The 11,429-nt window shown below is 62.6% G+C and carries 13 protein-coding genes; 8 read left to right on the top strand and 5 right to left on the bottom strand.

Going from position 1 to position 11,429, the window contains the following annotated elements; translation table 11 throughout:
* The first annotated feature begins 10 nt into the window (after positions 1-10).
* From NITMOv2_RS18465 to NITMOv2_RS18450, 4 genes are all read left to right on the top strand, one after another.
* A complete protein-coding gene (locus NITMOv2_RS18465) occupies positions 11-1,189 on the top strand; it encodes a sensor histidine kinase (RefSeq protein WP_053381270.1) in 1,179 nt (392 codons plus the stop codon).
* A complete protein-coding gene (locus NITMOv2_RS18460) occupies positions 1,182-1,826 on the top strand; it encodes a response regulator (RefSeq protein ID WP_053381269.1) in 645 nt (214 codons plus the stop codon). Before NITMOv2_RS18465 ends, NITMOv2_RS18460 begins: the two co-directional genes overlap by 8 nt.
* Before the next feature lie 231 nt (positions 1,827-2,057).
* Positions 2,058-2,732: a peptidoglycan-associated lipoprotein gene (locus NITMOv2_RS18455; protein WP_053381268.1), complete on the top strand. Its 675-nt coding sequence runs from the start codon at positions 2,058-2,060 to the stop codon at positions 2,730-2,732.
* A 25-nt stretch (positions 2,733-2,757) separates the two neighbouring features.
* Positions 2,758-3,369, top strand: coding sequence for a YajG family lipoprotein (locus tag NITMOv2_RS18450; protein ID WP_053381267.1), 612 nt, complete (start codon positions 2,758-2,760; stop codon positions 3,367-3,369).
* 10 nt (positions 3,370-3,379) lie between these two features.
* Here NITMOv2_RS18450 and NITMOv2_RS18445 read toward each other — a convergent pair whose 3' ends face one another.
* The 5 genes from NITMOv2_RS18445 to NITMOv2_RS18425 all read right to left on the bottom strand — a co-directional run bounded on the left by NITMOv2_RS18445 (position 3,380) and on the right by NITMOv2_RS18425 (position 7,634).
* A complete protein-coding gene (locus tag NITMOv2_RS18445) occupies positions 3,380-4,018 on the bottom strand; it encodes a hypothetical protein (RefSeq protein ID WP_053381266.1) in 639 nt (212 codons plus the stop codon).
* Between the two features lie 94 nt (positions 4,019-4,112).
* The gene (locus tag NITMOv2_RS18440; RefSeq protein ID WP_053381265.1) at positions 4,113-4,874 is read right to left on the bottom strand and encodes a YdcF family protein; all 762 of its coding nucleotides are present in this window, start codon (positions 4,872-4,874) and stop codon (positions 4,113-4,115) included.
* Between the two features lie 136 nt (positions 4,875-5,010).
* Complete coding sequence (locus NITMOv2_RS18435; RefSeq protein ID WP_053381264.1) at positions 5,011-5,277, bottom strand: hypothetical protein; 267 nt, start codon at positions 5,275-5,277, stop codon at positions 5,011-5,013.
* Between the two features lie 143 nt (positions 5,278-5,420).
* On the bottom strand, positions 5,421-6,539 hold the full coding sequence (locus tag NITMOv2_RS18430) for a M48 family metallopeptidase (protein ID WP_053381263.1): 1,119 nt from the start codon (positions 6,537-6,539) through the stop codon (positions 5,421-5,423).
* Positions 6,540-6,542: 3 nt separating this feature from the next.
* The gene (locus NITMOv2_RS18425; RefSeq protein WP_053381262.1) at positions 6,543-7,634 is read right to left on the bottom strand and encodes a YjgN family protein; all 1,092 of its coding nucleotides are present in this window, start codon (positions 7,632-7,634) and stop codon (positions 6,543-6,545) included.
* Positions 7,635-8,050: 416 nt separating this feature from the next.
* Here NITMOv2_RS18425 and NITMOv2_RS18420 point away from each other — a divergent pair, with 416 nt between their 5' ends.
* From NITMOv2_RS18420 to NITMOv2_RS18405, 4 genes are all read left to right on the top strand, one after another.
* On the top strand, positions 8,051-8,263 hold the full coding sequence (locus NITMOv2_RS18420) for a type II toxin-antitoxin system VapB family antitoxin (RefSeq protein WP_053381261.1): 213 nt from the start codon (positions 8,051-8,053) through the stop codon (positions 8,261-8,263).
* 19 nt (positions 8,264-8,282) lie between these two features.
* Positions 8,283-8,654, top strand: coding sequence for a PIN domain-containing protein (locus NITMOv2_RS18415; RefSeq protein WP_187299264.1), 372 nt, complete (start codon positions 8,283-8,285; stop codon positions 8,652-8,654).
* Between the two features lie 85 nt (positions 8,655-8,739).
* On the top strand, positions 8,740-10,290 hold the full coding sequence (locus tag NITMOv2_RS18410) for an FAD-dependent oxidoreductase (protein ID WP_053381259.1): 1,551 nt from the start codon (positions 8,740-8,742) through the stop codon (positions 10,288-10,290).
* A 20-nt stretch (positions 10,291-10,310) separates the two neighbouring features.
* Positions 10,311-11,351, top strand: a complete 1,041-nt coding sequence (locus NITMOv2_RS18405; RefSeq protein WP_053381258.1) for a VOC family protein — start codon at positions 10,311-10,313, stop codon at positions 11,349-11,351.
* The last annotated feature ends 78 nt before the right edge of the window (positions 11,352-11,429 follow it).

Here is an 11,429-nt window from a genome sequence, read left to right as displayed (position 1 = left end):
AATACGGCCCATGAAGGACGGAGTGGGTGAGGAAAGACCCGGGCTCTTGTTGGGCACCATTATCGGCTTGGGCATCGGTCTCTTCTGTCTCGATCTGTACCTCCCCCTCGGTGTCGGCAACGGGGTCCTCTACGGCGGACTGGTCATCCTGTCCTTCCTTCTCCCGAACCGCAAGGGCCCCCTGATCACCGCCGCGGTCTGCTCCGTGCTCGACCTGTCCGATCTCGTGTGGGGCCCCGTCATCGACGGCATGCCGCGCTGGATGGGCGTGACCAGCCGCTTGTTCAGTCTTACGGCCATCTGGCTCCCGGTGTTGTTCTTTCTGCATCAACGGCGGGCGGAAGAGCGGTTGCAGCGGGCGCACGACGAGTTGGAAGCGCGGGTGCAAGCGCGTACGCAGGAGCTGGCGACGGTCAACCAGGCGCTGGTGGCCGAAATCGCCGAGCGGATGGAGACGGAGCGGTCGCTGCGAACGAGCGAGGCGGTGTTGCAGGCGAGCCAGCGGGAGTTGCAGCAGAGCCGCGAGGACTTGCGGGCGCTGGCGGGGCAACTGCTGACGGCGCAGGAGGAAGACCGCCGGCGCATCTCCCGTGATTTGCATGATGACGTGAACCAGCGTCTGGCCATGCTGGCGATGGATCTTCGGAGGATGGAAAAGGAGCCGCCCACCGATCCGGAAGGCCTCTGTGCGTCTGTGCGCCTGGTCTCCGAGCGTCTGACGGCCGTCTCCGACGACGTGCGGCAAATGGCCTATCGGTTCCACCCTTCCATTCTGGATGATCTGGGATTGGTCAAGGGCGTGCGCCGACTGGTCGACGAGTTTGCCGCGCGGACAGGGATCAAAACCACCTATGTGCACAAGGACCCGGTCGCCGCGCTGCCCGCGGAGACCACGATTTGCCTGTATCGCATCGTGCAGGAGAGCCTCAGCAATATCGCGCGCCACGCCGAGGCGGCGCACGCCGAAGTGGAGCTGATCTGCGAGGACGATGTGGTGAGCCTGTCCGTGCGCGACGACGGCAAGGGCTTCGAGAGCGGGCCGTCGGCCCAGGCCGGCGGGCATCTGGGGCTGCTCAGTATGAAAGAGCGGGTGCGGCTGGCGAAGGGCACGTTCCAGGTGAAGTCGGCGCACGGCCAAGGCACCCACGTTCAAGTGGAGGTGCCGCTTCACGGAGGGACCCATGTCTAAGCCGCGCATCCTGTTGGGCGACGATCATGCGCTCGTGCTCGAGGGGTTCCGCCGCATTCTCGAAGGGCAGTACGAGTTGGTCGGGACGGCGGCGGATGGACGGGCGCTCGTCGATGCGGCAAAGCGGTTGCAACCCGACATCGTCATCCTCGACGTGTCCATGCCCATGCTCAATGGGATCAACGCCGCCGCGCAGATCAGGAAGCTCAATCCCGCCATCAAAATCATCGTCGTGACGATGCATGCCGATACGGACTATGTGCGTTCCGCCTTCGAGGCGGGGGCTTCGGCGTACGTATTGAAGCGCTCGGCCGTGGATGAGCTGGAGCAGGCGATCCGCGCGGTCATCGCCGGCCATTCCTACATCACGCCGTTGATCACGAAGGACTTGCTGGATGTCTTTCTCGCGAAAGCGTCGGAGAAACCCGGAGGCACCGACGGACTGACCCTGCGCCAGCGCGAAGTCCTGCAGTTGCTGGCCGAAGGGCGCACCGCCAAGGAAATCGCGAACGTCCTCAACATCTCGTCCCGCACGGTGGAGTTCCATAAGGGGCAGATTTTGGATCAGCTCAATCTTCACACGACCGCCGACTTGATCAAGTATGCCGTGACGCACGGCATTGTCGCCCCTTCTTGAGCTGGTCGCCCTCGTAAAATTTCCTTCCCCGCCTTCCGCTTTTACGAGTGTTCACGGGCCGGCGATCTGACTCTAGAGGACTCGCTGCTCAATTTCTGCTCTGGCCTCTCGCCGCCGACTCAGGCACAATAGCCAACGCCGCCGATCGCAGCTGCCAGGGAGCATGGGGGGCCAACGGCACTACACATTACTGAGAGGTGAGGCATGAGGAGAGGCCGAGTCTATAGAGATATGGGGATCGCGGTGATCATCGCCATCGTGACGATGGCGGCCGGTTGTGCGTCCAAGCAAGTGGCCTCGACGTCCGGTGACGCATCGACGACGATGAAGAGTAAGGCCGGGGCTCCCGGCCCGGTGGAAACTATTCAGCAGGATCAGATGGCCTCCGTGCCGACTTCTCCCGCGATCGAGCGTGCGCCGGCCGGGTCTGCGCCGGGCGAGGCGTCGGCAGGATCTGCACTGAGCGAGGCGCCCGCCGGTATCCCGACACCGGGGAGCAGCACGACGCCGAGCGCGAGCGTTGCGCCGGGCGCAGATCAGAGTCCCCTGCAGGCCGGCAAGTTCCAAGGAGAGCCGGCCGGCTTGGCGGACATCTTCTTCGATTTCGATCGATACCACATCCGCAGCGATGCGCAGACGGTTTTGGATGCCAATGCCGCCTGGCTGCGGACCCAGCCCGGCACGTCGGTGCTCATCGAAGGCCATTGTGACGAGCGCGGGACGCTCGCGTACAACCTGGTGCTCGGCGAGAAGCGAGCGCTGTCGACAAAACGCTACCTGGAAGATCTCGGGATTCCCGGCTCACGGATCCAGACGACGAGCTATGGGGAAGTGCGGCCGTTTTGCAAAGATCACAACGAAGGCTGCTGGAGCAAGAACCGGCGCGCCCATTTCGTCGTCCAGTAATCACCCATCGTCCAAGGAGGGGAATGTGAACGCGTTACGGGTCCTGGTGTGTGTGGCGCTCATCGGCCTTGCGGGCTGTGCGGGAAGCGGAGAAAAAATTCCCATCGCGATTCCCGGGACCTTCACCGGCGCTGCGGCGCCGGCTCCCGGCGGGCCCCGGATCGCGGTCGTCCCCTTCGAAGACAAGCGGGGAGATCAGCGGTATCTCGGCCGGCGGGCGCATTTCCTGGGCGGGGAAAGTTATTTCGATGTGCCGAGCGGCGCGGTCTCCAACGCGGTGGCCCAGGCGCTGGTCGACTATCTCACCCGCCAGGGATGGCGGGCCTCGGTGGCCCGGGCGCCGGGCGCCGATGGAGCCGACGTGACGATTCACGGCACGATCACGGAGTTGTCGGTCAACGCCACCGGCGGCTTCCTGCACACCGACTTGGCGGCGAAGAACAACGTGATGTTCCAGATCGCCAACCACAGCGACGACAGCACGGTGCGCGAACGGGTGTCCGGTTCGGCGACGGATCAAGTGTTCTGGTTCGATCCGGAAGATGCACAGGCGCTGGTGACCGATTTGCTGGAAAGCAACTTTCGGAAATTCCTCGGCGATGTGCGGATCGACGGCCGGGCGATCCGGCTGCGGTAGCAGCTGCCCTCTACTGGCCCATCGACGGCGACTTCCGGTTCGCCGTGCCCTGCAGGTCCATGTCGAGCATGACCGCGCTGTCGGTCTTCTTCGGATCCAGGCGCACCGGCATCCGATCCACCATGAGTTTGGTCAAAGGCACGGCGGCGATATACGGCGCCGCGTCTGAAGGACTGGAATAGAGTGCGATGCGGACGGTGTGAGGCCGGTTGGCCGGCGTCACCTGAGGGGCGAGCTCTTTTCCGATAAATCCCACCAGCATCCCGCTTCCGTCAGCCAGCTTGTGGATCTCAAACGCATTGGTAGCCGACGCCGCCCGTTCCATCAGCAAGTCGGGGCTCTGCGTGACCAGAGCCATGCCGAGCGGCTGCGGCGCGATGAAGCCGAAGCTCCCGGTCGGCGCCTGGGAGAAGGGGACGTTGGCGGGTCCGCTGAGCGCCGTCACGCCGTTCTTGACCCGCAATTGCCTCCGCAACTCCTGTTCGCCGCCTGCGGTTTCAATGACGACCGCCGCCGGCGCCGCCTTTGTCATCGGCAACACTTCGGTCTTACCGCCGCCTCCTCGTGCGGCACCGACCGGCAGAGGGACGCCGCCGGCCAGCAGGAAGACGAGCACAGCGGCGCAGGACATCATGAAGGCATAGTGCATGACCGATATTCCTTTCCGAACAAAGTGTGGGTGAATTGTAAAAAGCCGAGTCTCGAAAAGCAAACGGCAGCGGGCGTCGCTGCGCCGGCGACCGCTACCGAGGCGGCGAGAACGCCAGCTTCACCGTGTAGAAGGCCCGGCCGAACAGTTCCCTGAGAGCCGTCTCGGATTTCCAGAGGCTGACTGCGTTGGGGAGGGCATCGAGGACGGAGAGCGTGCCGCCGGCCTCCACTTTGAAATCGACCGGGAAGGGAACCACCTCGAACCCGAAGGCATCAAAGAGGAGTCTCGCTCTCGGCATGTGCACTGCGGACGTGACCAGAATGATGGTGTTCTGTTTCCCCAAGCGCGCACGGATTTCCCGCGCCTCGTCCTCCGTGTTCTGCACATCGGCGGTGACAAGGATGCGGTCAATCGGCACGCCGAGCCGGCCGGCGAACTCCTTGAAGACCTGGCCCTCCGGCGGAGAGTCGGGCAGCCACGGCAACGTTCCACCGGTGAAGACCAGCAGCGGTGCCTTCTCGGCTTTGAAGAGGTCGATGCCGGCGAAGAACCGATCGGGGTCGATCCATTCCGTCACGCCCCCTCCACCGGCGAGCGGGGCCGACATCAGCATGCCGCTCAAGACGACGATCGCGTCCGCGGCCTGCATCTCGCCGACGGGGCGGCGCACCGCAAAGTCCTCCGCCGCCCGCATGAGGAGGCTCGACGTCAACGGCAGGCTGAAGACCAGCAGAAGGGAGGCGGCCAGGAGCAACGGGCCTCGCTTCTTCGTCAAGGCCGCCACGACGAGCACGACCAGGACGAGGCCGACGGGGAGGAACGGCACCGGCAAAATTTTATGCCAGTAGATCATGCCGGGTTCGCTCCACGGTCTGAGAGGAGCACCGGTCGACCGTCATATGGCGGGAAGTGTGTGGGGCGAGGACGGAGGCGCATGCAGCGTCAGGGAGGCAGCCTTGTCCGCCGCCTCCCGCTACTCGGTGTACGGCTCAGCGGCGCGCGGCTTGATCGCGGCGGCAGCTTTCCTCCGCCAGCATCCGTTGGCCCGCGCTCGCATCTTTGGGAATGCGCGCCATGCAGGCGGCCAGCGTGTCCTCCACGGCGCCCGGCGCGATCCGGTCGATGTTCCTGGTGGAGGCCGATGTCGCTCCCCGATCCGATGCCGGCAATCCCGTCGTGCCGTCACTCGCACAACCTGCCACGACCGCTCCCAGTAAGACGATGGATCCCAATGCGTGAACCGACCGGTGTGCCATGGTGCCGCTCCTCCGTGTTTGGACATGGTTAAATCGCACGACGGCCATCCTACTCTGGCTGCAAGAGAAGCACAAGACCGGGAAAGCGGTGGAGAGGGTGTAAGCCGGGGCCTACGAGGGACGAAACGCCACGCGAGATTTTCCTATGCGCGGCAGAGCGCCGCCGTGTGCTGCCACTCCTCGTCAGGTTCGACCGCAGATGTGTCGGAGGGGTGATGCAGCATGGCTTTCAGTCTGGCGATGCGCTCCTCTGTCTGAGGATGGGTTGAGAGATAGCCGGGTACGTCAATGTGTCCGTGCCGGCCCTTCAAAGTTTCGAAAAATCGAATCATCCCCGCAGGATTGAAATGCGCCTTCTGCAAGAGGCGCATGCCTTCCCGATCGGCCTGCTCCTCCATGTCGCGGCTGTAATGGAGCACTGATAGCGTTCCGGCGGCCTGCACTGCGAGCGCTCCGATACCGCTCACATCGCCGAACGCCGCCCCGATCATGGCCGCCAATGAGAGATCTCGGAGCAACGACTTGGTGGTATGCCGCAGCAGCACATGCTGCGCTTCGTGGGCCAACACGCCCGCCAGTTCTTCCGGAGTCTTGGTGGCCTGAAGAAGCGGGCGGAATATGACGATGTTTCCGCCCGGCAAGGCATACGCGTTGAAGAGCTGGGAGTCGACGACGGTGAGATGAAATTCATACGGCGTCTTCGACGGATCGACAAGGCGCACCATGAGGAGGTCCAGTCGCTTGCGCAGGCGCTCGTTCGTGCAACGCTGGTTGTCCGGTACCATCTGGCCAAGGGCTGCCTGACCCACCGACACTTCCCAGGAAACCGGCACCCAGGGGGTGACGAGATCGGCCAGGGCGGGGATGCCCCAAAGGACGAGGGCCGCCACCGCGGCGATCGACGCCATGAATGCGGCACCGATCTGAGCGATGCGCCGGCGGACCGAGAGCGGAAAGCGGAAGTGCCGGTAGCGATGCTCGACGAATGAGCGCAATGCGGGGGCGAACGAAGCGTCGTCGATGACGAGGGCTTCCTGGAGGGGGGCGCCGCATTCGAGGCGGATGGGCTCTCCGGCATGTTCTCCTTGTGTCTGGCGGACGTCGTCATAGCGCCAGGACAGCGGCGTGCCGTCCTCCCTCTGGATTGTGAGGCCGGATCCGGACAACGTCACCGTGACGGGATGCCGCGCCGAGCTCCGGCCGTCGTAATAGGAAGCGGGCCAGGTCTGCGGCGGGCCGCCTGGATGGGAGCCGTCCGCCATGCCTCAGCCCGCCATCGCGTCTACATCGAGGAAGCCGCTCAGTTCTTCTCCCACGGCCGCGGCGGTCTGCGCGTCCTGTTCGATCGCATCGAGGTCCAAGGCGCCGGTCAAGGTGAGATGCGCGCAGTCGTACAGCCGGGAGCGGACGGTCACCCAGGGGAAGGCGAGCCCGAGTGAGCACAGGAGCAGCAGTCCGTTGGTCAGGTAGAGTCCCAGCAAATTGGCCATCGTTACCGTCGTTGTGAACTGCGCGCCGGCGAACGTCGTGTGATCCCAGTAGAACCGGCGGCGCCGGACGGCGATGGACAAGAGCACCAGCCCATAGAGCAGGACGAAGGGAATGAACATCGCTACGCCAAGACTGGCGGCCCCGAAGAGGCCGTTTGAGGTCGAGAGGTCGCGTCCCGCGAAGGTGAAGATGAGCAGCACCACTACGCCGACCGTGAGCACGATCCCGTGCTTGACATACATCCAGAACAGCTGCCTGGGTTGACCGTTGAACGCAAAGGCCGCTTTGCCGAACCGACAATGATTGATCAAGTAGGCTCGCGTTGCACATTCATAGTAGGCGTACCCGAACCCCAGCGTAAGGGCGGTCAGCGCGAGCATTTTCAACGAAAGCAGCAGGAAGGGTTTCGTCTCGCCGCGGAAGGAAAACCGGATTCCTCGCCAGGAACTGCGGCTCAGCCGGTAGCGGAGCGTGCCGATCTGCGCGACGGGCACGAGGAAGGCAATGCCGGTCCACAACAATAGCACCCCGAGAAACGGGTGTCCGCCGAGCCCCAAGGCATTTTGAAGGGCGACGATACCGGCGAACAACACCGCGGCTTTCACCCAGCCGAACATCAGCTCCTTGCCCGTGCCGTGATAGCCGAAGCGGTCGCCGGCGAATTCCGTCTGGCCCCACACGAATTGCCGGGTCTTCACTTTCCCCCAGAAATAGTAGATCCCGAGCGAGAGGATCGTCTTCAGCACGTTCATGATGAAGATGCCGAACAAGGCGCCGCCCGTGCCGTGGAACGCCAAGCGAAAGATCTTTTTGGGAAGCGGCGCGGGTGGAGCAGTCGAAGCCGGATGCTGCAACGTGGTTTCCATCACGATCCTCCTGCGAGAGGTGAGGTGCGGCGGTAGGCGCTGGTGGAGGGCCGACCGACAGTAGTAAGGATAGCAGACTGTGTCAGGACCGCCAGTCGGCGAAGCCGGAAACAGACTTTGAAGAAGGGCAGCGGCTATGCGAGATGGAACTAGACCGGCTCCGATATGGGATAGGAGATTTTAGGAAGTCATGGAAACGAAATCATGGGAGCCGTTGGTCATTGCTCGAGCTGTTCGTTGCAATCGAGCGGTCAGCTCTTCGTACACATGACGTGAGACCTACGGCCATCAGGTGAATAGCGCGAGACTTTCGGTCGACGGCAGAGACGATGCGGAAGCGGTGCGCCGTCGGTGATGTTTGACAGATCCACAGGCCCCGCGTACTCTATGTGTAGCCATTACACATGGAGGTTCGTATGGCGACCAATCTGGCCATTGATGATGCCCTGTTGGAGCGTGCCCGGCGAGCCGGAAAGTTGCGCACGAAGAAGGAAACCGTCACGCAAGCCCTGACCGAATTCATCCAGCGTCGCCAACAACGGAAGATTCTAAAGGCTCTCGGTACGATTGAGTTCCGGGAAGGGTGGAATTACAAGAAAGACCGTCGCGACCGTGAATCTGGTCGTTGATACGTCTGTGTGGTCTCTGGTGTTGCGGCGACCACACGTCAACGAAGATGACCCATACGTCCGTGCTTTTCGCGGGCATCTTGAATCAGGCGACGGGCTCTTTCTGATCGGCCATATCCTCCAAGAACTGCTCGACGGCCTCAAGTCCACGAAACAATTCGACCGGTTGCTCACGCTCCTCGAGCCGTACCCATTGCTTGATGTGGACCGGCAGACCTATGTGGCTGCCGCTCGTCTACGAGCCGTCTGTCGCGCAAGAGGACTCAATGCCGGTCCGATCGATTTCCTCATTGCGGCGGCTTGTTGCCAGCATGGGTTTCCGCTGCTCACCGCTGACAAAGACTTCCTCAGAATCGCCGGTCATTGCGATCTCATCACTCTCCCCACCTAGTTCGGCGCTCTTCGGCTAACATGCCCGGCTGCCTGTAAGGCGCGTCCCTGTTAGCCGACTACCTTCCAGCACAGGGAGGTCTCCCGTGTCTACGTCCACTCACTATGATGTGATCATCATCGGTACCGGTCCAGGCGGGGGGACGCTGGCCTACAAGCTGGCACCGTCGGGGAAGAAGATCCTGTTGCTGGAACGCGGCGGTTACTTGCCGCGTGAGAAGGAGAACTGGAACAGCCGGACGGTCTTTATCGAAAACCGGTACAAGGCGAAGGAGACATGGCGGGATAAGCACGGCCGGCCCTTCCATCCCGGCATCCATTACAACGTCGGTGGCAATTCCAAGGTCTACGGCGCGGCGCTGCTGCGGATGCGGCCACAGGATTTCGGCGAGGTGAAACACGATGGGGGTATCTCGCCGGAGTGGCCGATCTGCTACGAAGACCTCGAACCCTATTACACCCAAGCCGAACATCTTTATCACGTGCATGGAAAACATGGAGAAGATCCCACGGAGGGACCGGCGAGCGCGCAGTACAAGTATGCACCGCTGACGCACGAACCGCGTATTCAAGAACTGCACGACGACTGGCAACGGATGGGCTATCACCCGTTCCACCTGCCGGTCGGCGTCATGCTCGATGAAGAACGGAAAGACCATAGCCCCTGTATTCGCTGCAGCACCTGCGATGGATTCCCTTGCTTGCTCGGCGCCAAGGCGGATGCGCAGGCCGTCTGCGTCGAGCCGGCGTTGCGATATCCCAACGTGACGCTGCTGACGCAGGCCAAGGTCACGAGGCTGGAGACCGATGGCGCGGGGCATGAGGTGACGGGAGTGGTCGTTGAACGGAATGGCGAAACAGAGACCTATAAAGCGGACATCATCGTGGTCTCGGCCGGGGCGATCAACTCGGCGGCGTTGCTCTTGAAGTCCGCCAACGACCGGCATCCCCACGGCCTGGCGAACTCATCCGATATGGTCGGGCGGAATTATATGTGCCACAACAACTCGGCGATGCTCGCGATCTCGAAGCGGCCGAATCCGACCGTCTTCCAAAAGACGATCGGGCTCAACGATTTCTATTTCGGCTCCGCCGAATGGGACTATCCCATGGGCCACATCTCGATGGTCGGCAAGCAGGATCTCGACATGCTGCGGACGGGGGCGCCGGCCTTTGCGCCCGGATTGGCGCTGGACGTGCTGGCGAAGCATTCGCTCGACTTCTGGATGACCTCCGAGGACTTGCCCGATCCAGACAATCGGGTGCTGGTGAACAACGACGGCGGGATCAGCCTGCACTACACCGAGAACAACCTCGATGCTCACCGGCGGCTGGCGGCCAAATTGAAGAGCATGCTGAACCGGCTCGGCTGCGAGGCGGACCGCCTGATTCCACAGCATGTGTATCTTGGAAAGAAGATTCCCATCGCCGGAACGGCACATCAATGCGGCACGGTCCGCTTCGGCCGCGATCCCAAGACGAGCGTGCTCGACGAGCACTGCAAGACTCACGATCTGGACAATCTCTATGTGGTCGATGCGAGCTTCTTCGTCTCCAGCTCGGCGGTGAACCCGTCGCTGACGATCATTGCAAACGCGCTTCGAGTCGGCGAGCATCTACTCGACCGGCTCAGGTGATCAGTGAAGGGTGATGTGTGATGGGTAGACTTTCGAGAGTGAGTTGGTTCCTAGCCGCTATTATTTGCACATCACTCATCACCCATCACTCATCACTCGCGCAAGCGGAGCCGCCCGTCGCCGTTCAATCCATCGCCGCCGTGGGGTTCACGGTTTCGGATATGGAGCGGTCGATCGCCTTCTATCGCGACGTGCTCACATTCAAGACGATCAGCGATATCGAGGTGGACGGGCCGGTCTACGACCAGCTTTATGGCGTCTTCGGTGTCAGGGCGCGCGTCGCTCGCATGCAGCTGGGCGAGCAGCAGATCGAGCTGACGCAGTTTCTTGCGCCGCCCGACGCCAGGCCGATCCCGGTGCCCTCTTACAGCCACGACTTGTGGTTCCAGCATGTTGCCATCGTCGTGCGTGACATGGAGACCGCGTGGGCACGGCTGCGCGAGCACCACGTCCGCCAAATCTCTCCGAGGCCGCAGACGATTCCCGTGACCAATCCGCCCGCCGCCGGGATCAAGGCGATCAAGTTTCGCGACCCGGACGGCCACAATCTGGAACTCCTCTGGTTTCCTCCGGACAAAGGGAACGAGGTATGGAGACAGCCGGGCTCCAACCTCTTTATGGGTATCGACCATACGGCCATGACGGTGCGCAGCACGGAGAGCAGCGCCAAGTTCTACCGCGATCTATTAGGAATGGCGGTTGCCGGGGGTACGCTCAATATGGGGGCGACGCAGCAATATCTGGACAGTTTGCCGGGAGCCCGTACCCGCGTCACCGGCCTCGCTCCGAAGATGGGACCTCCTGGCCTGGAATTTCTGGAGTATGAGCTGCCGGCGGCCGGCCGGCCGATGCCTGCCGATACCCGATCGACCGATCTCTGGCATTGGCAGACCACTCTGGTCGTGCCGGATGCGGAGGCCGCCGCCGCGGCATTGGAAGCTTCAACGGCGCAGTTGGTGTCGTCGTCGGTGGTCACGGTGCCGGACCGGACGTTGGGGTTCGCCAAAGGGTTCCTTGTCCGCGATCCGGACGGTCATGTCCTGCGGATCGTCTCGCCGTAGGGACTTGCGCTTGCTCCGCTTCGGCGAAGGATGCTAGGCTTCGCTCCCTCGACTCTGCGCCGCTCCATCAGGAGTTCT

The sequence above is a fragment of the Nitrospira moscoviensis genome (genome assembly GCF_001273775.1).
In the GTDB taxonomy this organism is placed as follows: domain Bacteria; phylum Nitrospirota; class Nitrospiria; order Nitrospirales; family Nitrospiraceae; genus Nitrospira_D; species Nitrospira_D moscoviensis.
Note: the sequence above shows the minus strand (reverse complement) of the source record. Positions and strands in the feature narration are given on the sequence as shown.

Excerpts from the sequence above, each read along its gene's own strand:
- NITMOv2_RS18465 (WP_053381270.1), top strand. The coding sequence starts at position 11 with ATGAAGGACGGAGTGGGTGAGGAAAGACCCGGGCTCTTGTTGGGCACC.
- NITMOv2_RS18460 (WP_053381269.1), top strand. The coding sequence starts at position 1,182 with ATGTCTAAGCCGCGCATCCTGTTGGGCGACGATCATGCGCTCGTGCTC.
- NITMOv2_RS18455 (WP_053381268.1), top strand. The coding sequence starts at position 2,058 with ATGGGGATCGCGGTGATCATCGCCATCGTGACGATGGCGGCCGGTTGT.
- NITMOv2_RS18445 (WP_053381266.1), bottom strand. The coding sequence starts at position 4,018 with ATGCACTATGCCTTCATGATGTCCTGCGCCGCTGTGCTCGTCTTCCTG.
- NITMOv2_RS18440 (WP_053381265.1), bottom strand. The coding sequence starts at position 4,874 with ATGATCTACTGGCATAAAATTTTGCCGGTGCCGTTCCTCCCCGTCGGC.
- NITMOv2_RS18435 (WP_053381264.1), bottom strand. The coding sequence starts at position 5,277 with ATGGCACACCGGTCGGTTCACGCATTGGGATCCATCGTCTTACTGGGA.
- NITMOv2_RS18430 (WP_053381263.1), bottom strand. The coding sequence starts at position 6,539 with ATGGCGGACGGCTCCCATCCAGGCGGCCCGCCGCAGACCTGGCCCGCT.
- NITMOv2_RS18425 (WP_053381262.1), bottom strand. The coding sequence starts at position 7,634 with ATGGAAACCACGTTGCAGCATCCGGCTTCGACTGCTCCACCCGCGCCG.
- NITMOv2_RS18420 (WP_053381261.1), top strand. The coding sequence starts at position 8,051 with ATGGCGACCAATCTGGCCATTGATGATGCCCTGTTGGAGCGTGCCCGG.
- NITMOv2_RS18405 (WP_053381258.1), top strand. The coding sequence starts at position 10,311 with ATGGGTAGACTTTCGAGAGTGAGTTGGTTCCTAGCCGCTATTATTTGC.